This window comes from Luteimonas sp. WGS1318, assembly GCF_043187535.1.
Classification (GTDB): Bacteria; Pseudomonadota; Gammaproteobacteria; order Xanthomonadales; family Xanthomonadaceae; genus Luteimonas.
The window spans coordinates 1,285,015-1,307,170 of sequence record NZ_CP171131.1; the positions used below are offsets into that span (position 1 = coordinate 1,285,015).

The 22,156-nt window shown below is 67.1% G+C and carries 16 protein-coding genes and 1 tRNA gene; 16 read left to right on the plus strand and 1 reads right to left on the minus strand.

Features of this window, described 5'->3' with window-relative positions; all coding sequences use genetic code 11:
• The first annotated feature begins 1 nt into the window (after position 1).
• From ACF3M1_RS05865 to asnB, 16 genes are all read left to right on the plus strand, one after another.
• Complete coding sequence (locus ACF3M1_RS05865) at positions 2–643, plus strand: NADH-quinone oxidoreductase subunit J (RefSeq protein WP_394004667.1); 642 nt, start codon at positions 2–4, stop codon at positions 641–643.
• Positions 640–966 carry an NADH-quinone oxidoreductase subunit NuoK gene (gene nuoK / locus ACF3M1_RS05870; RefSeq protein WP_096210023.1) on the plus strand — a complete coding sequence of 109 codons (327 nt, stop codon included), beginning with the start codon at positions 640–642 and terminating at the stop codon, positions 964–966. Before ACF3M1_RS05865 ends, nuoK begins: the two co-directional genes overlap by 4 nt.
• Positions 967–973: 7 nt before the next feature.
• A complete protein-coding gene (gene nuoL, locus ACF3M1_RS05875; RefSeq protein WP_394004668.1) occupies positions 974–3,124 on the plus strand; it encodes an NADH-quinone oxidoreductase subunit L in 2,151 nt (716 codons plus the stop codon).
• Between the two features lie 13 nt (positions 3,125–3,137).
• Positions 3,138–4,649, plus strand: coding sequence for an NADH-quinone oxidoreductase subunit M (locus ACF3M1_RS05880; RefSeq protein WP_394004669.1), 1,512 nt, complete (start codon positions 3,138–3,140; stop codon positions 4,647–4,649).
• Positions 4,650–4,824: 175 nt separating this feature from the next.
• Positions 4,825–6,288, plus strand: coding sequence for an NADH-quinone oxidoreductase subunit NuoN (nuoN, locus tag ACF3M1_RS05885; protein ID WP_394005194.1), 1,464 nt, complete (start codon positions 4,825–4,827; stop codon positions 6,286–6,288).
• A 148-nt stretch (positions 6,289–6,436) separates the two neighbouring features.
• A tRNA-Met gene (locus ACF3M1_RS05890) sits at positions 6,437–6,513 on the plus strand.
• A 238-nt stretch (positions 6,514–6,751) separates the two neighbouring features.
• Positions 6,752–7,372: a ribosome maturation factor RimP gene (gene rimP, locus ACF3M1_RS05895; RefSeq protein ID WP_394004670.1), complete on the plus strand. Its 621-nt coding sequence runs from the start codon at positions 6,752–6,754 to the stop codon at positions 7,370–7,372.
• A gap of 8 nt (positions 7,373–7,380) precedes the next feature.
• On the plus strand, positions 7,381–8,892 hold the full coding sequence (gene nusA, locus ACF3M1_RS05900; RefSeq protein WP_394004671.1) for a transcription termination factor NusA: 1,512 nt from the start codon (positions 7,381–7,383) through the stop codon (positions 8,890–8,892).
• Between the two features lie 153 nt (positions 8,893–9,045).
• Positions 9,046–11,646, plus strand: a complete 2,601-nt coding sequence (gene infB, locus ACF3M1_RS05905; protein ID WP_394004672.1) for a translation initiation factor IF-2 — start codon at positions 9,046–9,048, stop codon at positions 11,644–11,646.
• 109 nt (positions 11,647–11,755) lie between these two features.
• Positions 11,756–12,115 (plus strand): 30S ribosome-binding factor RbfA, encoded by a 360-nt coding sequence (rbfA, locus tag ACF3M1_RS05910; protein WP_394004673.1) that lies wholly within the window; start codon positions 11,756–11,758, stop codon positions 12,113–12,115.
• A gap of 121 nt (positions 12,116–12,236) precedes the next feature.
• Positions 12,237–13,148: a tRNA pseudouridine(55) synthase TruB gene (gene truB / locus ACF3M1_RS05915; protein ID WP_394005195.1), complete on the plus strand. Its 912-nt coding sequence runs from the start codon at positions 12,237–12,239 to the stop codon at positions 13,146–13,148.
• A 154-nt stretch (positions 13,149–13,302) separates the two neighbouring features.
• Positions 13,303–13,569 carry a 30S ribosomal protein S15 gene (gene rpsO / locus ACF3M1_RS05920; RefSeq protein ID WP_096210031.1) on the plus strand — a complete coding sequence of 89 codons (267 nt, stop codon included), beginning with the start codon at positions 13,303–13,305 and terminating at the stop codon, positions 13,567–13,569.
• A 120-nt stretch (positions 13,570–13,689) separates the two neighbouring features.
• Positions 13,690–15,798 carry a polyribonucleotide nucleotidyltransferase gene (pnp, locus tag ACF3M1_RS05925; protein ID WP_394004674.1) on the plus strand — a complete coding sequence of 703 codons (2,109 nt, stop codon included), beginning with the start codon at positions 13,690–13,692 and terminating at the stop codon, positions 15,796–15,798.
• A 137-nt stretch (positions 15,799–15,935) separates the two neighbouring features.
• On the plus strand, positions 15,936–17,270 hold the full coding sequence (locus ACF3M1_RS05930; RefSeq protein ID WP_394004675.1) for a PQQ-dependent sugar dehydrogenase: 1,335 nt from the start codon (positions 15,936–15,938) through the stop codon (positions 17,268–17,270).
• Between the two features lie 325 nt (positions 17,271–17,595).
• Complete coding sequence (gene dctA, locus ACF3M1_RS05935) at positions 17,596–18,999, plus strand: C4-dicarboxylate transporter DctA (protein WP_394004676.1); 1,404 nt, start codon at positions 17,596–17,598, stop codon at positions 18,997–18,999.
• Positions 19,000–19,312: 313 nt separating this feature from the next.
• Positions 19,313–21,016 carry an asparagine synthase B gene (gene asnB, locus ACF3M1_RS05940; protein WP_394004677.1) on the plus strand — a complete coding sequence of 568 codons (1,704 nt, stop codon included), beginning with the start codon at positions 19,313–19,315 and terminating at the stop codon, positions 21,014–21,016.
• 564 nt (positions 21,017–21,580) lie between these two features.
• On the opposite strand, the gene ACF3M1_RS05945 is transcribed toward asnB, so the two are convergent.
• Positions 21,581–22,129: a cytochrome b gene (locus ACF3M1_RS05945; protein ID WP_394004678.1), complete on the minus strand. Its 549-nt coding sequence runs from the start codon at positions 22,127–22,129 to the stop codon at positions 21,581–21,583.
• Between the last annotated feature and the right edge of the window lie 27 nt (positions 22,130–22,156).

Sequence of the window (22,156 nt, forward strand, 5' to 3'; positions counted from 1 at the left end):
CATGAATTTCGACCTGATTGCATTCCTCGTCTTCGCCGCGATCACCGTGATGTCCGCGGTGGCGGTGATCAGTGCCCGCAACCCGGTGCACGCGGCGCTGTTCCTGGTGCTGACCTTCTTCTCCACCGCCTGCACCTGGCTGCTGGTCGGCGCCGAGTTCCTCGGTCTCGCGCTGGTGCTGGTCTACGTCGGCGCGGTGATGGTGCTGTTCCTGTTCGTGGTGATGATGCTCGACGTGGACGTCGCGCCGCTGCGTGAGGGTTACGTGCGCTACCTGCCGGTCGGGCTGCTGGTCGCCGTGGTGATGCTGGTGGAGATCGTCACCCTGATCGGCGTGCGTGCGCGCATGGTGCCGTTCGGGCCCGACGTGGTCGACGCGGCCGGTGTGTCCAACACCGTGTGGATCGCGCGCCGGCTGTTCACCGATTTCCTGCTGCCGTTCGAAGTGGCTGCGGTGATCCTGACCGTCGCGGTGATCGCGGCGGTGATGCTGACGCTGCGTCGCCGTCCGGGCACCAAGCACCAGAATCCGGGTGCGCAGGCGCGGGTGCGGGCAAACGATCGCATGCGCGTGGTCAAGATGGACGCCGTGCGTCCGGTGGCCGAGCCGCCGGCGGGCGCGGGCGAGGGAGAGACGAAATGACCGAGCTGTTCGGAACCGGCCTCGCGCTGGGCCACTATCTCGCGCTGGGTGCGGTGCTGTTCTGCATCAGCGTCGCGGGTATCTTCCTCAACCGGAAGAACGTGATCATCCTGCTGATGTCGATCGAGCTGATGCTGCTCGCGGTCAACATCAATTTCATCGCGTTCTCGCGCGAGTTCGGTGACGCCGCCGGACAGATCTTCGTGTTCTTCATTCTCACCGTGGCCGCAGCCGAGGCCGCGATCGGCCTGGCGATCCTGGTCACGCTGTTCCGCAACCGGCGCACGATCAACGTCGCCGAACTCGACACGCTGAAGGGCTGATCCGGGCATGGAGTACACAATTTCCCAGACCACCCTGATCGCGATCGTCCTGGCGCCCTTGCTGGGCTCGATCATCGCGGGCCTGTTCGGCCGCCAGGTCGGTCGCGCCGGTGCGCATTCGGTCACCATCGCCGGCGTCGCGATCAGCTGCGCGCTGTCGATCTACACGCTGTGGCAGCTGATGCAGGGCGCGCCGACGTTCAACGAGAACGTCTACACGTTCTTCGAGGTCGGCAACTACTCGGCGCATGTCGGCTTCCTGATCGACAACCTCACCGCGATGATGATGGTCGTGGTGACGTTCGTGTCGCTGCTGGTGCACGTCTACACCATCGGCTACATGGCCGAAGACCCGGGCTACCAGCGCTTCTTCAGCTACATCTCGCTGTTCACCTTCTCGATGCTGATGCTGGTGATGGGCAACAACTTCCTGCAGCTGTTCTTCGGCTGGGAAGCGGTGGGCCTGGTGTCGTACCTGCTGATCGGTTTCTGGTTCAAGAAGCCGACCGCGGTGTTCGCCAACATGAAGGCGTTCCTGGTCAACCGTGTCGGCGACTTCGGTTTCCTGCTCGGTATCGCCGGCGTGCTGTACTGGTTCGGCAGCCTCGACTACGCGACCGTGTTCGCCGCGGCGGATGCCACCATCGGTGGCGGCCAGACGATCGAGGTGATCACCGGCTTCGAGTGGTCGGTCGCGACTCTTGTGTGTATCTGTCTGTTCATCGGCGCGATGGGCAAGTCGGCCCAGGTGCCGCTGCACGTGTGGCTGCCCGACTCGATGGAAGGCCCGACCCCGATCTCGGCGCTGATCCATGCCGCGACCATGGTCACCGCCGGCATCTTCATGGTGGCGCGCATGTCGCCGCTGTTCGAGCTGTCGGAGACCGCGCTGCAGTTCATCCTCTTCATCGGTGCGACCACGGCCTTCTTCACCGGCCTGATCGGCATCGTGCAGAACGACATCAAGCGCGTCGTCGCGTATTCGACGCTGTCGCAGCTGGGCTACATGACCGTCGCGCTCGGCGTGTCGGCGTACTCGGCCGCGGTGTTCCACCTGATGACGCATGCGTTCTTCAAGGCGCTGCTGTTCCTGGCGGCGGGCTCGGTGATCATCGGCATGCACCACGAGCAGGACATGCGCAAGATGGGCGGCCTGCGCAAGTACATGCCGATCACGTTCTGGACCAGCGTCATCGGCACGCTCGCCCTCGTGGGCACGCCGTTCTTCAGCGGCTTCTACTCCAAAGACACGATCATCGAGGCGGCCAAGTTCGCCCGCGAGGGTGGTGGCTGGGTCTACGAGTACGGCTACTGGTCGGTGCTGCTGGGCGCCTTCGTGACCTCGTTCTACAGCTTCCGCCTGCTGTACATGACGTACTTCGGCAAGGAACGCTTCCGTGACGCGCATGCGTCGGATACCCACGCGACGCATGACGCGCACGGCCAGGAAACCCATCACGAGCCGCTGCACGACGATGGTCACGGCCATGCGGTCGCCGCGACGGCGCACCATGACGCGCACGACGACCACGGCCATCATGGCGTGCACGAGCCGCATGAATCCCCGTGGGTGGTGACGCTGCCGCTGATCCTGCTGGCGATCCCGTCGATCCTGATCGGTTACTTCACCGCCGGTCCGATGCTGTTCGGCACCGACTGGACCGGCCACACCGAGGTCCGCGGCTTCTTCGACGGCGTGATCCATGTGCTGGCGTCGAACGACGTGCTGGCCACGCTGAAGGACGAGCTGTGGCATGGCCCGGTCGCGTTCGCGATGCACGGCTTCGTCGCCCCCGCGTTCTGGCTGGTGGTCGCCGGCTTCGTGCTGGCCACGGTGATGTACTGGTGGAAGCCGGACCTGCCGGCGAAGGCCGCGCGCGTGTTCGCGATGCCGATCCGCGTGCTCGAGCGCAAGTACTACGCCGACGACCTGTGGATCGGTGGCTTCGCCGGTGGCGGCGTCGCCCTGGGCAAGCTGTCACGCATGTTCGACACCAAGGTCATCGACGGCCTGTTCGTGAACGGCTCGGCGCGGGTGGTCGACCTGGTCTCGGGCGTCATCCGCCGGCTGCAGTCCGGTGCCCTCTACCACTATGCATTCGCGATGATCGTCGGCCTGATCCTGCTGTTGGCCCTCCTCATCAAGTACTGGCGTTGACGGAACTCCCTACGTGTCGAACTGGCCTCTCCTCAGTCTCCTGATCTGGCTGCCGATCCTCGGCGGTGCGCTCGTGCTCGCCCTGGGCGAACGTCGTGCCGACGCGGCGCGCTGGGTGTCGCTCGCGTTCGCGCTGCTGGTCTTCGTGCTCAGCATCCCGCTGCTCACCGGTTTCGACTACGCGAATGCCGGTCTGCAGTTCCTCGAGCGCCGCGAATGGATCCCGGCATTCAACATCGAGTACCACCTCGGTGCGGACGGCATCTCGGTCGCGTTGATCGTGCTGACCACGCTGACCACGGCGCTGGTGCTGATCGGCGCCTGGGCGTCGGTGACCAAGCGGGTGTCGCAGTACTTCGCGGCGATGCTGATCCTCGAGGGCATGATGATCGGCGTGTTCTGCGCCGTGGACGCGATGCTGTTCTACGTGTTCTTCGAGGCGATGCTGATCCCGATGTTCATCATCATCGGTGTCTGGGGCGGCCCGCGCCGCGTCTACGCGTCGGTGAAGTTCTTCCTGTACACGTTCCTCGGCTCGGTCTTCATGCTGGTCGCGCTGATCTACCTGTACCTGCAGGCCGGCAGCTGGCAGCTGCCCGACCTGTACGCGCTGCGCCTGTCGTCGACGGAGCAGATGTGGATCTTCTTCGCGTTCCTCGCCGCCTTCGCCGTGAAGGTGCCGATGTTCCCGGTGCACACCTGGTTGCCGGATGCACACGTCGAGGCGCCGACCGGCGGCTCGGTGATCCTGGCCGCAATCATGTTGAAGATCGGTGGCTACGGCTTCCTGCGCTTCAACCTGCCGATCACACCCGACGCCGGTCACGAGTGGGCCTGGCTGGTCATTGGCCTGTCGCTGATCTCGATCGTCTACGTCGGCCTGGTCGCGCTGGTCCAGCAGGACATGAAGAAGCTGGTCGCGTATTCGTCCGTCTCGCACATGGGCTTCGTGACCCTCGGCGTGTTCATCGCGTTCGCGCTGATGCGCGACGTCGGCGCCAGTGACGCCGCGCGTCTCGGCCTGCAGGGCGCGATGGTGCAGATGGTCTCGCACGGGTTCATCTCCGGCGCGATGTTCTCCTGCATCGGCATCCTGTACGACCGCATGCACACGCGCATGATCAAGGATTACGGCGGGGTCGCGAACGTGATGCCTTGGTTCGCCGCGTTCTATGTGCTGTTCGCGATGGCCAACTCCGGCCTGCCGGGCACCTCGGGCTTCGTCGGCGAGTTCATGGTCATCCTGGCCGCGTTCCAGAGCCATCCGCTGATCGCGTTCTTCGCGGCGATGACCCTGATCATCGGCGCGGCCTACACGCTGTGGCTGGTCAAGCGCGTGCTCTACGGCGAAGTCGCCAATGCGCACGTCGCCGCGCTCAAGGACATCAATGCCCGCGAGGCACTGGTGCTGGGCGTGTTCGCCGCGGGCACGCTGCTGATCGGCGTGTATCCCAAGCCCCTGACCGACCTGATGGAGCCGTCCATCGCGCAACTGGCGAACCTGATCGCCGTCAGCAAGCTATGAGGGTGAGCAGACGCGTGTCTGGCGGACGCCTTCAGGGCGTCTGCCGCGTCTGGGAACGCCCGGCCATGGATGGTCGGGCAGGACGATCCGGAGCCGCGCATGTCGCGCCATGGACGGCTTCGGTCGATGATCGAATCAGCGCGATCCGCAGGATCGCCGAGGAACGTGTGAAGTGATTACAAGTCCGATGACGCCCCCCGTCCGCACGCTGGCCGAACTCGGCCCGATCGTGCCCGAGCTGTTCGTGGTGCTGGGCGCGTTCGCCCTGCTGATGCTCGACCTGTTCATCGACCCGCGCCGCCGGATCATCACCCACGTGCTGGCGGTGGCGACGCTGCTGGGCGCGGCCCTCATGATCGCCATGGGCGTGGGCGGGCAGGGCAGCACGCTCGCCGACATGTTCGTGCGCGATGCCGGCGCCGACGTGCTCAAGGTCACCGGTCTGGTCGTGGCCGCGATCGCGCTGGGCTACGCCTGGGCCTACCTGCGCGAGCGCGACCTGTACCAGGGCGAGATCCCGGTGCTGTTCCTGTTCACCGCGGCCGGCATGATGCTGCTGGTCTCGGCCAACAACCTGACGATGGTGTACGTGGGCCTGGAACTGCTGGCGCTGTGTTCCTACGCGCTGGTGGCCTGCGATCGCGACAACCCGCTGTCGTCGGAAGCGGCGATGAAGTACTTCGTCCTCGGCGCGCTGGCCTCGGGCATGCTGCTGTTCGGCATGTCGCTGGTCTACGGCGCGACCGGTACGCTGTCGCTGCCGGGCATCCACGAGGCCATCGGCGGGCTGGCCGGCGAAAACCGCGTGCTGCTGCTGACCGGCATGGTGTTCCTGGTGGTCGGCATCGCGTTCAAGTTCGGCGCCGCGCCGTTCCACATGTGGCTGCCCGACACCTACCACGGCGCACCGACCGCGATCACCGCGTTCATCAGCTCGGTGCCCAAGCTGGCCGCGTTCGGCATGACCTGGCGTCTGCTCGACACCGCCCTCGGGCCGGTGCACGAGCAGAGCCAGCTGCTGCTCTCGCTGCTGGCGGCGCTGTCGCTGGTGGTCGGCAACCTGTTCGCGATCGCGCAGACCAACCTCAAGCGCATGCTCGCGTACTCGACGATCTCGCACGTCGGCTTCCTGTTCCTCGGCCTGGCCGGTGGCGGTCCCGACGGGTACGCGGCCGCGATGTTCTATGCGATCAGCTACGCGATCATGTCGGTGGCCGCGTTCGGCGCCATCGTCATGCTGTCGCGCAAGGGCTTCGAGGCCGAGAACATCGACGACTATCGCGGTCTGAACCAGCGCAGCCCGTGGATGGCCGGCCTGGTGCTGTGCATCATGGCGTCGTTGGCCGGCGTGCCGCCGTTCCTCGGTTTCTGGGCCAAGCTCGTCGTGCTGCAGGGCGCGCTGCAGGGCGACCTGCTGTGGTTGGCGATCGTCGGTATCGTGTTCGCGGTGATCGGCGCGTTCTATTACCTGCGCGTGATCAAGGTCATGTACTTCGACGCGCCCAACGCGGCGCCGATGGTCCAGCGGCCGGGCACGACTCTGCGCGTGGTGTTCGGCGCGAATGCGCTGGCGCTGCTCGGCCTCGGTCTGTTCTGGAGCCCGCTGATGGCCTGGTGCCAGCAGGCATTCGGCGCCTGATCGGATCCGCGCTGGTAATACCTGCGTCATCTGGTTAAGATGCGCGCCCGGTCGCTGCAACGTGGCGGCCGGGGGGAAGTTCGAGGGACGCGGAATCGTCCGAACCTCTTGCAATATCGAAGAGCAATCTTCATAATTCCGCTTCTGATGCGGGGTGGAGCAGTCTGGCAGCTCGTCGGGCTCATAACCCGAAGGTCGCAGGTTCAAATCCTGCCCCCGCTACCACATTCAACGCAGTGAAGAAGACGCGCCCCAGGGCGCATCCGACGCGAAGAATCTGGGCTTTGCCGAAGCAACTGCTTCGCTTCGGCGCCGACATCCAGTGGTATCGGACAAGGGGCCCATCGGGCCCTTTGTCGTTTTCCACGATCGGAAAACCGCCCGGGGCCTTCGGGCAGGGCGGTGGCCTCGCACAGCGAGGTCGACCACGTGCGGTACCGGATACGCAACGGACGAGGAACCAGTGGCGGACAAGTCGACACAACTGACGGAACTGCTGGCGCCGACGGTCGAGGCCCTCGGGCTCGAGCTGCTGGGCATCGAGTACCTGCCTGCGCCTGGCGGCGCGCTGGTGCGCCTGTACATCGACGTCCCCGCAGGTCACGACGATGCCGCTGCCGAGGCCGGCACGCCGCAGGGCGTGACCATCGAACACTGCGAGTCGGTCAGCCGCGAAGTCTCGGCGCAGCTCGATGTCGAGGATCCGATCAGCGGCAATTACACGCTGGAAGTGTCGTCCCCCGGCGTCGATCGCCCGCTGTTCAGCGCCGCCCAGTTCGCGCGCTTCACCGGCGAGACCGTCAAGGTCGGCCTGAAGCTGCCGCAGGACGGACGTCGCCGCCTGACCGGTCGCATCGTCTCGGTCGAGGGCGACACCGTCACCTTCGACGTCGACGGCACCGCGTTCCAGGTCGAGCGTGACAACATCGACAAGGCCCGGCTGGTGCCCGACTGGGCCGCGCTCGGTCTGGCGCCGTCGAAGGACAAGAAGGACAACGGGCGCGCCCGCGGCGCGTCCCGCAAGGCCAGCCCCACACCCCATGACAACAAGCGGCCCGACGACACGTCGGCCGGTGCGGAGTGAATGAAAAGATGAGCAAGGAACTGTTGCTGGTCGTCGATGCGGTCGCCAACGAGAAGGGCGTGCCGGAATCCGTGATCCTGGAGGCCATCGAGGCCGCGCTGGCCACGGCGGCCAAGAAGCGTTACGCCGAGCAGGACGTGCTGACCCGCGTCGCGATCGACTCGAAGGACGGCAGCTACGAGACCTTCCGCCGCTGGGAAGTGGTGGCCGACGACGTCGTCATGGAATCGCCCGACCGGCAGATCCGGATGATGGACGCGATCGAAGAAGCCGACGGCGTCGAGATCGGCGATTACATCGAAGAGCAGATCGAGAACGTCGACTTCGGCCGCATCGCCGCCCAGGCCGCCAAGCAGGTCATCGTGCAGCGCGTCCGCGAGGCCGAGCGCCAGCAGGTCGTCGATGCATGGAAGGATCGCGTCGGCGAGCTGGTGACCGGTGTGGTCAAGCGCGTCGAGCGCGGCAACGTCTACGTCGATCTGGGCGGCAACGCCGAGGCGCTGATCCAGAAGGACAAGGCGATTCCGCGCGACGTCGTGCGCGCCGGCGACCGCATCCGCGGCTACCTGTACGACGTGCGCAGCGAACCCCGCGGGCCGCAGCTGTTCATCAGCCGCGCCGCGCCTGAATTCATGATGGAGCTGTTCAAGCTCGAAGTGCCGGAAGTCGGCCAGGGCCTGGTCGAGATCAAGGCCTGCGCGCGTGATCCGGGCGACCGCGCCAAGATCGCCGTCGTCGCCTACGACACCCGCACCGATCCCATCGGCGCCTGCATCGGCATGCGCGGTTCGCGCGTGCAGGCGGTGTCGAACGAGCTGAACGGCGAGCGCGTCGACATCGTGCTGTGGTCCGACAACCCGGCGCAGTTCGTCATCAATGCGATGGCGCCGGCCGAAGTGCAGTCGATCGTCGTCGACGAGGACAAGCACTCGATGGACCTGGCGGTCGCCGAAGACAAGCTGGCCCAGGCGATCGGCAAGGGCGGGCAGAACGTGCGCCTGGCCAGCCGTCTGGCGGGCTGGCAGCTCAATGTCATGACCCAGGACCAGGTCACGGCGAAGTCGGAAGCCGAGCAGACGGCCGCGCGCCAGCTGTTCATGGACAAGCTGGAAGTCGACGAGGAAATCGCCGGCATCCTGGTCACCGAGGGCTTCGGGACGGTCGAGGAGATCGCCTACGTGCCGGTCGGCGAACTGCTGGCGGTCGAGGGTTTCGACGAGGACATCGTCGAGGAGCTGCGCTCGCGGGCACGCGACGCGCTGCTCAACGACGCGCTTGCGGTCGAAGAGGAAGCCGACGAGAACGCCCCGGCGCAGGACCTGCTCGAGCTCGAGGGCATGGACGACGAGACCGCGTTCGCGCTGGCCTCGCACGGCGTGCGCACCAGCGAGGACCTGTCCGACCTGGGTGCCGACGAGGTGGTCGAGTTCGGCATCGAGGGCGTCGACGAGACGCGCGCCGCGGCGCTGATCCTGGCTGCGCGCGCCGAAGAGATCGCACGTCTGGAACGGGAAGGCTGACGGGTCCCGCCGGGCCGGTGTCCGCACCGGCCCCGTACGCGGCCGCCAGCCACGGATGACGATCCAGTTCGGAACGAATCCCATGCAGCGGTAGAATGACAAATCCACTGCGCCCCGCACTTCGCGGCGGCGCGCAAGGAACCGGAATCACGAATGTCGCAACAAACCACCATCCGCAAGCTGGCCGCACTGGTGAATACGCCGGTCGAGAAACTGCTTGAACAGCTGTCCGAAGCGGGCATGAAGTTCAGCGATCCCGACCAGGTCGTCACGAGCGCGGAAAAGCTGAAGCTGCTCGGGTTCCTCAAGCGTGCGCACGGCAAGGGCGACGCCCCGGTCGAGGAAATCGCCGCGCCGAAGAAGATCACGCTCAATCGCAGCCGCAAGCAGGAGCTGACGGTCGGCGGCGGCAAGAACCGCCAGACGGTCGACGTGGTCGTGCGCAAAAAGGTCACGCTCAGCCGTCCGGCTGACGGGGCGGCGCTCGACCCCGATGCCGAGCGCGCCGAGATCCTGCGCAAGCTCGAAGAATCGCGTGCGAAGAACCTCTCGGAGCAGCAGCGGCTGGCCGAGGACGACAAGCGCCGGGCCGATGAGGCCGAACAGCGCCGTCTCGACGCCGAGGCCGAAGCCGAGCGCCTGCGCCAGGCGGCTGCGGTGGCCTCCGCCGTGCCCGAGGAGGCCGATCCGGCCGCCGCGCGTCGCACCGTGGGTCACGGCCATGGCCACAAGCCGCCGGTGGCCCCGCGTCCCGACGACCGCAGCGCCGCGGCCGCAAAGCCCAAGGCCAACCGCGGCTCGCATGCGATGGTCGCGGGCGTCGAAGACGACGACAGCACCGCGCGTTTCGCCGGCCAGCTCCATCTCAGTGCGTCCGATCGCGCACGCCGCAGCAGCACGCGCGGCAAGCCCACCCGTGGGCCGCAGCGTCGGGGCAATGCGCCCTCGCGCAGTGGCGGCGGTCCGCACGGCTTCGAACGTCCGACCGCGCCGGTCGTGCGAGAGGTTGCGATCGGTGATGCGATCACCGTGGCCGATCTCGCGCAGAAGCTGGCGATGAAGGGCGGCGACGTGGTCAAGGCGCTGTTCAAGATGGGCGTCATGGCGACCATCACCCAGTCGATCGATCACGACACCGCGGCACTCGCGGTCGAAGAGCTCGGCCACATGCCGGTGCGCGCCGATGCCGACGACGCCGAGAGCGAGCTGATCGCGCACGTGGGCGAAGCCCAGGGCGACCAGGTCACGCGTCCGCCGGTCGTCACGATCATGGGTCACGTCGACCACGGCAAGACCTCGTTGCTGGACTACATCCGCCGCACCAAGGTGGCGTCGGGTGAAGCCGGCGGCATCACCCAGCACATCGGTGCGTACCACGTCGAAACCGACAAGGGCGTCATCAGCTTCCTCGACACCCCGGGCCACGCCGCGTTCACCTCGATGCGCGCGCGCGGCGCCAAGCTCACCGACATCGTGGTGCTGGTGGTCGCGGCCGACGACGGCGTGATGCCGCAGACGGCCGAGGCGATCAAGCATGCGAAGGCGGCGAAGGTGCCGCTGATCGTGGCGATCAACAAGATCGACAAGTCCGGTGCGGACCCGAGCCGGGTCAAGAACGAACTGCTCGAGCACGACGTGGTCGCCGAGGACTTCGGCGGCGACACGCAGGTGGTCGAGCTGTCGGCCAAGACCGGCGACGGCGTCGACGATCTGCTCGACGCGATCTCGCTGCAGTCCGAAGTGCTGGAACTGCGTGCGGTCGCCGAAGGCCGCGCCACGGGTACCGTCATCGAATCCTCGCTCGACAAGGGCCGCGGCCCGGTCGCGACCGTGCTGGTCCAGCAGGGTCTGCTGGCGCGCGGCGATTACCTCGTCTGCGGCATCCAGTACGGCCGCGTGCGTGCGCTGTTCGACGAGACCGGCAACCAGGTGCAGACGGCGGGTCCGTCGATCCCGGTGCAGGTGCTCGGACTGTCCGGCGTGCCGGACGCGGGCGATGATTTCGTCGTCGTCGCCGACGAGCGTCTGGCCAAGGAGGTCGCCCAGCAGCGCGAGACCAAGCGTCGCGAAACGCGCCTGGTGCAGGCCGCGGGCAACCGCATGGAAGACATCATGGCGCAGATGGGCCAGGCCGAGCAGCAGCTGTCGCTCAACCTGGTCATCAAGGCCGACGTGCAGGGTTCGGTCGAAGCGCTCAAGCAGTCGCTGGTCGCGCTGTCGAACGAACAGATCCGTATCAACGTCATCGTCTCCGGCGTCGGCGGCATCACCGAATCGGACGCCAACTCGGCGGCCGCGGCGAAGGCCACGATCATCGGCTTCAACGTCCGCGCCGATGCATCCGCGCGCAAGGTGATCGAGAACAGTGCGCTGGATCTGCGCTACTTCTCGGTCATCTACGACGTGATCGACCAGGTCAAGCAGGTCGCCTCGGGCATCCTCGGCATGGAGATCCGCGAAGAGATCATCGGTACCGCCGAAGTGCGCGACGTGTTCCGCAGCTCCAAGTTCGGTGCGGTCGCCGGCTCGATGGTCATCGAGGGCGTGGTCAAGCGCAACAAGCCGATCCGCGTGCTGCGCGACAACACGGTCATCTTCGAAGGCGAGCTGGAATCGCTGCGCCGCTTCAAGGAAAACGTCGACGAAGTGCGCAACGGCACCGAGTGCGGTATCGGCGTCAAGGCCTACAACGACGTCAAGCCGGGCGACCAGATCGAGTGCTTCGAACGCATCGAGGTGCAGCGGACGCTGTAAGCGTCCGCGGGATTCGGGATTCGGGATGGGGGATTCGCAAGCACTCTCCGCTGCGGGTCCCGGTCCGCTTCTCCGAATCCCGACTCCCCAATTCCGAATCCCGAATCCAGTGCCCACTAAATCCTTCCATCGCACCGATCGCGTTTCCGCCCAGCTTCGCCGTGAACTCGGCACCCTGGTGCGCGAGGCTGTGTCCGAGCACGGGCTGCCGTCGGTCAGCGTGTCCGACGTCGAGGTCACGCGCGACATGGCCCATGCGAAGGTGTTTGTCACCGCGCTGCAGTCCGAGCGCTCGGCCGAAGCCATGAAGGGCCTGAAGGCGGTTGCACACGAGATCCGTTTCAGGCTGGCGCGTGCGGTGAAGATGCGCCACGTGCCGGAGCTGCATTTCCATTACGACGATTCGGTCGACCGCGGCGAGCGCATCGATAATCTGCTGCGCGATGTCGGCGAATCGTCCGCCGACTGACGGCGACGCGTCACCCGGTGCCGCGCCGCCGCGTGCACGCGCCAAGCGTGCACAGTCGGACCGCCCACGCACCCGGTTCCGCAAGCTCGACGGCATCCTGCTGCTCGACAAGCCCCGCGGCATGAGTTCGAACCAGGCGCTGCAGCGGGTGCGCCATCTGTTCCGCGCCGACAAGGGCGGCCATACCGGCAGTCTCGACCCCTTGGCCACCGGGCTGTTGCCCGTGTGCTTCGGCGAGGCGACCAAGATCGCCGGCGGCCTGCTCGGCGCGCGCAAGGCCTACACCACGGTCGCGCGGCTGGGGCAGGTCACCGATACCGATGACGCTGACGGCCAGATCCTGCGCGAGCGGCCGGTGCCGCCGCTGCGGATCGAAACCATCGATGCGGCGCTGCGCCAGCTCACCGGGCGCATCGCCCAGCGTCCACCGATCTACTCGGCCCTCAAGCGCGGCGGCGAACCCCTGTACGCCAAGGCGCGCCGCGGCGAAGTGGTCGACGTCGAGGCCCGTCCGGTCGACGTGCATGCCTTCGAACTGCAATCGGCCGCCGATCTGCTCGACGGCGTGCTCGACCCGGGTGGGGCGCCGCAGTTGCGCCTGCACGTCGAATGCGGCTCGGGGACCTACGTGCGCAGTCTGGTGCGCGATCTGGGCGAGTTGCTGGGCTGCGGCGCGCATGTGGCCGAGCTGCGCCGGCTGTGGGTCGACCCGTTCCGGGATCCGCGCATGTGGACGCTCGAAGACCTGCAGGCGCTGGCCGCCCGCAGCGAGCGGGGGCTCGAAGCCTGCCTGCTGGAGATCGAGGCCGGCATGCTGGCCTGGCCGGCGGTGCACGTCGACGGGCGCCAGGCGGCCCGGCTGCAGAACGGCCAGGACGTGCCCGGGCCGTTCACGCCGGTCGGTGAAGTCGCTGTTTTCGGGCCCGGCGGCCTCGCCGAGGGGCTGGGCCAGGTCACCGCCGAGGGCCGGCTGAAGGCGCAGCGCATGTTCCGCCGGGCGGGCGCCGCCGAGTCGGGCGCCACTGGGGGCTGAACGGCCGCCTTGTCCGGCACCCGGGCAAGCGGTACACTTTCGCCGCCTTTTTCAAGGCACTCCGCAACTCCAATCCACAGGCGGTCCGGGCGGTGCGCGACGGTCATTACGACCCGTCGCGGTCTTCTGCGGGACGCGCGTCAAGAGAACCGAAATGACCAGCACGATCGACAACAGCAAGATCATCGAAGACCACAAGCGCGGCGAAAACGACACCGGCTCCCCGGAAGTCCAGGTCGCCCTGCTGACCGCACGCATCGTGCACCTGACCGAGCACTTCAAGACGCACAAGAAGGACCACCACAGCCGTCGTGGCCTGCTGATGATGGTCAACCGCCGTCGCAGCCTGCTCGACTATCTGCACCGGAAGGATGCGGATCGCTACAAGGCCCTGATCGAGAAGCTTGGTCTGCGTCGCTAAACCCGATACCCACCGCGGCGCAGAAATGCGCCGCGGTTCTTTTTAGGGCGTGGGCAGCGTCCGCCCGGACGGGGCATGGGTCCCGGTCGGTTCATCGCAAGAGACATCAAGGAATTCAACGTGGCGAAAGTGACAAAGAGCTTCCAGTTCGGCAACCACACGGTGACGCTCGAGACCGGCGAGATCGCGCGCCAGGCCGGCGGCGCCGTCATGGTGTCGTGCGAAGGCACCCAGGTGCTGGTCACCGCGGTCGCCAACAAGACCGCACGCGAAGGGCAGGATTTCTTCCCGCTGACCGTCGACTACCAGGAGAAGTTCTACGCCGGCGGCCGTATCCCGGGCGGCTTCTTCAAGCGTGAAGGTCGCGCCACCGAGAAGGAAACGCTGACGTCGCGCCTGATCGACCGTCCGATCCGCCCGCTGTTCCCGGACGGCTTCCGCAACGAAGTCCAGATCATCGCCACCGTGATGTCGATGAACCCCGAGATCGACGGCGACATCCTCGCCCTGATCGGTGCTTCCGCCGCGCTGTCGCTGTCGGGCGCGCCGTTCGACGGCCCGATCGGTGCCGCCAAGGTCGGCTACAAGGACGGCCAGTACCTGCTGAACCCGACCGTGTCCGAGCTGAAGGATTCGGACCTCGAGCTCGTCGTCGCCGGTACCGCGAACGCCGTGCTGATGGTCGAGTCCGAAGCCCGTGAGCTGTCGGAAGACGTGATGCTTGGCGCGGTGATGTTCGGCCACAAGCAGATGCAGGTCGCGATCGAGACGATCAACGCCCTGGTCGCCGAAGCCGGCAAGCCGAAGTGGGAATGGTCGGCACCGGCGGCCAACGAAGGCCTGATCTCGACCCTGCGCACCGCGATCGGCGAGCAGCTCGCCAGCGCGTTCCAGGTGCGCGACAAGCTCGAGCGCAAGGACGCGATCTCCAAGGTCAAGAAGGCGATCCTCGAAGCCGTGCAGCCGCATGCCGAAGCCAATGCCTGGTCGAGCAGCGAGCTCTCGAAGGAGTTCGGCGAGCAGGAATACCAGACGATGCGCGACTCGGTCCTCAAGACCAAGGTCCGCATCGACGGCCGTGCGCTCGACACCGTGCGCCCGATCGCGTCGAAGGTCAGCATCCTGCCGCGCGTGCACGGCTCGGCGCTGTTCACCCGTGGCGAGACCCAGGCGATCGTCGCGGTCACGCTGGGCACCGCGCGCGACGGCCAGATCATCGATTCGGTCGCCGGCGAGTACAAGGAACACTTCCTGTTCCACTACAACTTCCCTCCGTACTCGGTGGGTGAAGCCGGCCGCATGATGGGCCCGAAGCGTCGCGAGATCGGCCACGGCCGCCTCGCCAAGCGCGGCGTGCTCGCCGTGATGCCGACGATGGAAGAATTCCCGTACACCATCCGCGTCGTGTCCGAGATCACCGAGTCGAACGGCTCCTCGTCGATGGCGTCGGTCTGCGGTTCGTCGCTGGCGTTGATGGACGCGGGCGTGCCGATCAAGGCACCCGTCGCCGGCATCGCGATGGGCCTGGTCAAGGAAGGCGACGACTTCGTCGTGCTCTCCGACATCCTGGGCGACGAGGATCACCTCGGCGACATGGACTTCAAGGTGGCCGGCACCACGAACGGCATCTCGGCGCTGCAGATGGACATCAAGATCCAGGGCATCACCGAGGAGATCATGAAGGTCGCGCTGGCCCAGGCGAAGGCAGGCCGTCTGCACATCCTCAACGAGATGAGCAGCGCGCTGACCACCGCGCGTTCGGAGCTCAGCGAGTTCGCGCCGCGCCTGATCACCATCAAGATCCACCCCGACAAGATCCGCGAGGTCATCGGCAAGGGCGGTTCGGTCATCCAGGCGATCACCAAGGAAACCGGCACCCAGATCGACATCCAGGACGACGGCACGATCACGATCGCTTCGGTCAACGGCGCTGCCGGCCAGGCCGCGAAGTCGCGCATCGAGCAGATCACGTCGGACGTCGAGCCGGGCCGCATCTACGAGGGCAAGGTCGTCAAGCTGATGGACTTCGGCGCGTTCGTGACGATCTCCCCCGGCAAGGACGGTCTGGTCCACGTGTCGCAGATCTCCAACGAGCGTGTCGAGAAGGTCGGCGACGTGCTCAAGGAAGGCGACGTGGTCAAGGTCAAGGTGCTGGAAGTCGACAAGCAGGGCCGCATCCGCCTGTCGATGAAGGCCGTCGCCGAAGGCGAGGGCACGCCGGCCGAGTAATCGCCGACGACAGCGTCACGTGTCACCGGAAAGCGGGCCTCGGCCCGCTTTCCGCGTTTCCGGGATCCGGCGGTTCACGGCCTCTCGGCACGTCGGCCGGCAGGATGGACGGCCCCTGATCCCCTGGAGCCGCTGCCATGTCGCCGCGCCCCGTACTGCTCGCCGCCGCCGTCACCGTCGCCCTCTGCAGCCCCGCCTGGGCCCAGGAGTCGGAGGCCGCGACCATCCGCACCGACCGTGCCAACGCGACCTACACCATCGGCAGCGGCGAACGCGTCGTCGAGCGCCTGCCTGCGCCCACCGATACCTCGGACGTCGAACTGCAGCCGCGGGTCGTCGGCTGGTCCGGGGACCGCGTGCCGGTCGCGCCCGAGGGCTTCACGGTCACCAGGTACGCCGATGGCCTCGACTATCCCCGCTGGCTGCATCAGCTGGACAACGGCGACGTGCTCGTTTCCGAGGCGCGTACCGCGCCGCAGGAGGACCAGACCGAAGTGCTGGACCGCTCGCGCGCCTACGGGCCCAGCGCGAACCGCATCACGCTGCTGCGCGACACCGACGGCGATGGCACGCCGGACGTGCGCGAGGTGTTCGCGACCGGTCTCAACCAGCCCTTCGGCATGCTGCAGCAGGGCGAGTGGCTGTACATCGCGGTCACCGACGGCCTCTGGCGGTATCCCTACACCGCCGGCCAGACCCGCCTCGCAGACGAGGGCGAGAAGATCCTGGATCTGCCCGCCGGCGGCTACAACAACCACTGGACGCGCAACGTCGTCGCCAATGCCGACGGCAGCAAGCTCTATGTGACGGTCGGCTCGGCCAGCAACGTCGGCGAGTACGGCATGGATGAGGAGGAGCGGCGGGCCGCGATCCTGGAGATCAATCCCGACGGTTCAGGCGAGCGCATCTTCGCCTCGGGCCTGCGCAATCCCAACGGCGTCGACTGGGAGCCCACGACCGGCGCGATGTGGACCTCGGTCAACGAGCGCGACGAGATCGGTGACGATCTCGTGCCCGACTACATCACCCGCGTGCACGACGGCGGCTTCTACGGCTGGCCCTACGCCTATTACGGCCAGAACGTCGACACCCGCATCCAGCCGCCGCGGCCGGATCTCGTCGAGAAGACGCGGGTTCCGGACTTCGCCGTCGGCAGCCACACCTCGGCGATGAGCCTGCACTTCTACCAGGGCGAGCAGTTCCCGGCGCTCTATCGCGGCGGCGCGTTCGTCGCGCTGCACGGCTCCTGGAACCGGCGCTCGTTCGCCGGTTACAAGGTGCTCTACGTGCCGTTCGAAAACGGCGCGCCGACCGGCGAGGCGCAGACCTTCCTGTCGGGCTTCATCGCCAACGACGCCGGTCCGGACGTCTATGGTCGCCCGACCCACATCTACGGCCTGCAGGACGGCTCGCTGCTGTTGACTGACGATGCCGGCGATACGGTCTGGCGTGTGGCCTATACCGGCGGCTGAGCCGTCCTGAGGTGCCGCGCGGCGTGGCCGCGCGTGCATGGGCGAGGGCGGGGTTGCTTCGCTGCCTCCAGATGCGGATCGGAAACGTCCGCGCAGGTGCCGAGTTGCATCTGCGCGGCCCGGCCGACGTCCCCAGCGGGTGCGTGTGTCGTCTCGATCACTGCGAACGCGGGGCGCCGGGATCGTGCCGGTATCTGCTGCCTGGTGTCCCATCTGCCAGCGCCGCGGATATCAAGCGGTGACCGACGATCGTCCACGGTCTCGGCGGGCGATCTAGTCCCATCGGGTGAGTTTTCCCGGCCCCGTCCTCTGGCAGGCTTGCCGCATGCAGACCGAAACCGCACCCCAGCCTCCGATCACGTCGCCCACGCCCGGGCCCCCGGCCCGAAAGCCGCTCTGGCAGCACCTGTACTTCTGGGTGCTGATCGGCATTACCGCCGGCATCGTCATCGGCCTGACGCTGCCCGAGGTCGGCGCGCAGATGAAGTGGCTCGCCGACCTGTTCATCAAGCTGGTCAAGGTGGTGATCGCGCCGACGATCTTCGCGACCGTCGCCGTCGGCATCGCCGGGCTCGGCAACCTGGCCAAGGCCGGCGGCCTCGCGTTCAAGACCGTCGTGTATTTCAACGTGACCACGGTGTTCGCGCTCGGCATCGGTCTGGTGGTGATCAACCTGTTCGGCCCCGGACGTCGTCTCGGTCTGGATATCACCACCTTCGACGCCTCGGCGGCGCAGGGCACGCTGGCCAGCGCCGGCGCGGCCGCGGGCGAGGGGCTGACCGGCTTCCTGCTGCACCTGGTGCCGAGTTCGTTCTTCGGCGCCTTCGTCGAAGGCCAACTGATCCAGGTGCTGGTGATGGCGATCCTCGTCGCCTGCGCGATCACGATGCTCGGCGAGCGCGGCAAGCCCGCGGTCGCGGCGCTCGACACCATCGCCCAGGTGATGTTCGGCGTGATCAAGATCGTGATGTGGTTCGCTCCGCTCGGCGCGATGGGCGGCATGGCCTTCACCATCGGCGAATACGGCGGCGCGATTCTTGGCTCGCTCGGCTACTTCATGCTGAGCTTCTGGCTGACCTGCCTGCTGTTCCTGTTCCTGGTGCTCGGGCCGATCTGCTGGTGGTCGGGCTTCAGCATCTTCAAGTACATCCGCATGATCCGCGACGAACTGCTGATTGTGCTCGGCACCTCGTCGTCGGAAACGGTGCTGCCGCGCATGCTCGCCAAGCTCGAAGGTGCGGGCGTGCCGAAGTCGGTCGTCGGCCTGACCATTCCCACCGGCTATTCGTTCAATCTCGACGGCACCGCGATCTACATGTCGATGGGCGCGATCTTCATCGCCCAGGCCTTCGGCATCGAGGTGCCGATCAGCACGCAGATCGCGTTGCTGGTGTTCATGCTGATCTCGTCGAACGGCGCCGCCGGTGTGTCCGGCGCGGGTCTGGTGACGCTGGCGGCCTCGCTGGCGGCGTTCGAGAGCGTGATTCCGCTGGCGGGCATCGCGCTGATCGTCGGCATCGACCGCTTCATGTCGGAAGGCCGTGCGCTGACCAACCTCACCGGCAATGGCATCGGCACGCTGGTCGTCGCACGCTGGACCGGCCAGCTCGACCGGGAGCGCCTGGCGGAGGTGCTCGACAATCCACGCCTGGTGGACCCCGAGCGCCTGGCCGCGGAACGCGCCCAGACCGCCACGCCGCCCGACGGGATGCCGGCCGGCACGCACTGAGCGATGGCCGGAATCCGCGCCCGCTCACGTGCTCATCCTTATGCGCCCGTTGCGTCTGCAACGGTTGCGCATCTCCGACCCAGCCGCTAGGTTCGTTCCCATGGCCCGTCCCGCTGTCACCGGCAATCGCAACCGCAACGTCCTGCGCACGAATAATCGTGCGCGGCCGATGCGGGTGTGGGAGCAGGCGTAGCAGGATCGCAAGACACGCCAGGCTTCAGACACAGACCCGCATCGGCCGCGATGCGGGTTTTTTTGTGTCCGCATCCGGCTCCACCGACATCGCGATCCACGACATCCCAGGAGCTCCACCATGTGTTCGATCTTCGGCATCTTTGGCCTGCAACCGGGCGACGACGCAACCGTCCTGCGACGGCAGGCGCTCGAGTGCTCGCAGCGCCAGCGCCATCGCGGCCCCGACTGGAGCGGCGTCCATGTCGACGACCGCGCGATCCTCGTGCACGAACGCCTCGCCATCGTCGACCCGGCAGGCGGCTCGCAGCCGTTGCTGTCCGAGGACGGCGCGTTGGTGCTCGCGGTCAACGGCGAGATCTACAACCACCGGGCGCTGAAGGCCGAGCTGCGCGTGCCGTATGCCTTCCAGACCGCGTCGGATTGCGAAGTGGTCAGCGCGCTGTATCGCGAGCACGAGGCCGATGGCAGCGGCCCATCGGCGTTCCTCGAACGCCTCAACGGCATCTTCGCGTTCGCGCTGTGGGACCGCGAGCGCGGCCGCGCACTCATCGCCCGCGATCCGATCGGTGTGGTGCCGCTGTACTGGGGCCACGACCGCGAAGGCCGCCTGCGTGTCGCCTCGGAGATGAAGGCGCTGGCCGATACCTGCGCCGATGTCGCGCAGTTCCCGCCCGGTCACTGGTACGACAGCGCGACCGGCGTGCTGACGCAGTACTACACGCGGCCGTGGCGCGACTTCGATGCGGTCGAAGGTGTGGACGTCTCGCTCGACGACGTGCGTGAGGCCTTTGAAGCCGCGGTGCATCGCCAGCTGATGACCGACGTGCCCTACGGCGTGCTGCTGTCGGGCGGGTTGGACTCCTCGCTGGTCGCCGCCGTCGCCGCGCGTTACGCACGTCACCGCATCGAAGACGGCGACCGCAGCGAAGCCTGGTGGCCGCGCCTGCATTCGTTCGCGATCGGCCTCAAAGGCTCGCCCGATCTCGCGGCCGCCGCGATCGCCGCCGAGTCGCTGGGCACCGTGCATCACGGCTTCGAATACACGTTCGAGGAAGGCCTTGATGCGATTCCCGATGTGATCCGCCATGTCGAAACATTCGACGTGACGACGATCCGCGCGTCGACGCCGATGTTCCTGCTCGCGCGCCGCATCAAGGCGATGGGCGTGAAGATGGTGCTGTCGGGGGAGGGCAGTGACGAGATCTTCGGCGGCTATCTGTACTTCCACAAGGCGCCGGACGCGCGGCAGTTCCACGAGGAGCTGGTGCGCAAGCTCGACGCGCTGCACACCTACGATTGCCTGCGCGCGAACAAGTCGATGATGGCCTGGGGCGTGGAACCGCGCGTGCCGTTCCTCGACCGCGAGTTCCTCGATGTCGCGATGCGCTTCGACGCCGCGCACAAGATGATCCACCGCGGCAGCGACGGGTATCAGCGCATGGAAAAGGGCGTGCTGCGCGCCGCGTTCGACGGGCATCTGCCCGACGAGATCCTGTGGCGGCAGAAGGAGCAGTTCAGCGACGGCGTCGGTTACGGCTGGATCGACGGGCTCAAGGCGCATGCCGAGGCGCAGGTCAGTGATCGCGAACTCGCGGCGGCGGCGAGCCGGTTCCCGCACAACCCGCCGCAGACCAAGGAGGCGTACTACTACCGCAGCGTGTTCGAGCGGCTGTTTCCATCGCCGGCGGCCGCGGCGACCGTGCCGGGCGGCAAGTCGATCGCGTGCTCGTCGCCCGCGGCGATCGCCTGGGACGCGGCATTCGCGAATGCCGCCGATCCGTCGGGACGCGCGGTGGCCGATGTGCATCACGCCGCGGCCTAGCGACGCGGCGGCGGCCGATGCGGACGGGTGCGCGGCGAGATGTGTGTGGGGCAGCGCCCGCGCGCGCTGCTGGGATGCGCGCCTCCAGACCGTGTGCCGAGTTCCAGGCGTCATGTAGGAGCGCGCTGGCGCGCGAAGGGGCTTCCAGGTGAAGCCCATCGCGCGCCAGCGCGCTCCTACAGGGAATCTGCGCGCCTTCAATGCTGCGGGCGATCGATGCGGTCAGCGTCCCGCCAACATGCCGCGGGGGCATGCGCACCAGGGCACCGTCAGATGATCCGTTCGCAGCCCATCTCGCCGTAGGAGCGCGCTCGCGCGCGAAGGGGCTTTCAGGTGAAGCCCATCGCGCGCGAGCGAGCTCCTGCAGGGAATCCGCACGCCTTCAAGGCTGTGGGCGCTCTATGCGGTCATCGTCCCGCCAGCATGCCGGGGGGATCTAGACCAGGGCGCCGTCAGATGCTCTGTTCGCAGGCCATGTCGCTGTAGGAGCGCGCTCGCGCGCGAAGGGGCCTCCAAGTGAAGCCCGTCGCGCGCCAGCGCGCTCCTACGGGGACTCTGGACGCATCAGAGCTTGCCGGCCATCCGCGCGAGCGTCGTGTCGCGCCAGAAGACATGATGCAGCGCGACCATCGCGACGTGCCCGGCGATCACCGCGAGCAGCGTCCACGCCAGCACGCCGTGGGACAGGTTGGCCGGTGCCATCAGCCAGGCGATCCGTTCACCAGTCTGCGGAAACAACGGCACGCCCCAAGGCGCGAAGCCGCGGCCGCTGCCGTATTCGCGCAGCAGGGCGACGGTGGGGATGTAGAACATCAGCGCATAGAGCAGCGCATGGCCCAGCCCCGCCAAGCGGCCGATGGCGGTGCGCGGGTGCGGCGGACGATGGCGCCACTGCGACAGGCCCCAGACGCCGCGCAGCAGGATCGCCAGCATCAGCAGCGTGCCGACCGGTTTGTGCGTGCCGACGAGAAACGCCGTCAACGGATGCTTGCCCAGGGTCAATTTCACCGTCATCCCGGTGAACTGCCAGGCGAACAGGGCGGCCATGCCCCAGTGCAGCACGCGGCTGATCAGCCCGTATCGCCGCGGTGAATCGGTCCAACGAGACGGCATGCGTGCATCCAGGGGCGGAAATCCGGC

What these genes read in the sequence shown, in the direction of transcription:
- ACF3M1_RS05865 (WP_394004667.1), top strand. Translation starts at nt 2, where the DNA reads ATGAATTTCGACCTGATTGCATTCCTCGTCTTCGCCGCGATCACCGTG.
- nuoK (WP_096210023.1), top strand. Translation starts at nt 640, where the DNA reads ATGACCGAGCTGTTCGGAACCGGCCTCGCGCTGGGCCACTATCTCGCG.
- nuoL (WP_394004668.1), top strand. Translation starts at nt 974, where the DNA reads ATGGAGTACACAATTTCCCAGACCACCCTGATCGCGATCGTCCTGGCG.
- nusA (WP_394004671.1), top strand. Translation starts at nt 7,381, where the DNA reads ATGAGCAAGGAACTGTTGCTGGTCGTCGATGCGGTCGCCAACGAGAAG.
- infB (WP_394004672.1), top strand. Translation starts at nt 9,046, where the DNA reads ATGTCGCAACAAACCACCATCCGCAAGCTGGCCGCACTGGTGAATACG.
- truB (WP_394005195.1), top strand. Translation starts at nt 12,237, where the DNA reads ATGAGTTCGAACCAGGCGCTGCAGCGGGTGCGCCATCTGTTCCGCGCC.
- rpsO (WP_096210031.1), top strand. Translation starts at nt 13,303, where the DNA reads ATGACCAGCACGATCGACAACAGCAAGATCATCGAAGACCACAAGCGC.
- ACF3M1_RS05930 (WP_394004675.1), top strand. Translation starts at nt 15,936, where the DNA reads ATGTCGCCGCGCCCCGTACTGCTCGCCGCCGCCGTCACCGTCGCCCTC.
- dctA (WP_394004676.1), top strand. Translation starts at nt 17,596, where the DNA reads ATGCAGACCGAAACCGCACCCCAGCCTCCGATCACGTCGCCCACGCCC.
- asnB (WP_394004677.1), top strand. Translation starts at nt 19,313, where the DNA reads ATGTGTTCGATCTTCGGCATCTTTGGCCTGCAACCGGGCGACGACGCA.
- ACF3M1_RS05945 (WP_394004678.1), bottom strand. Translation starts at nt 22,129, where the DNA reads ATGCCGTCTCGTTGGACCGATTCACCGCGGCGATACGGGCTGATCAGC.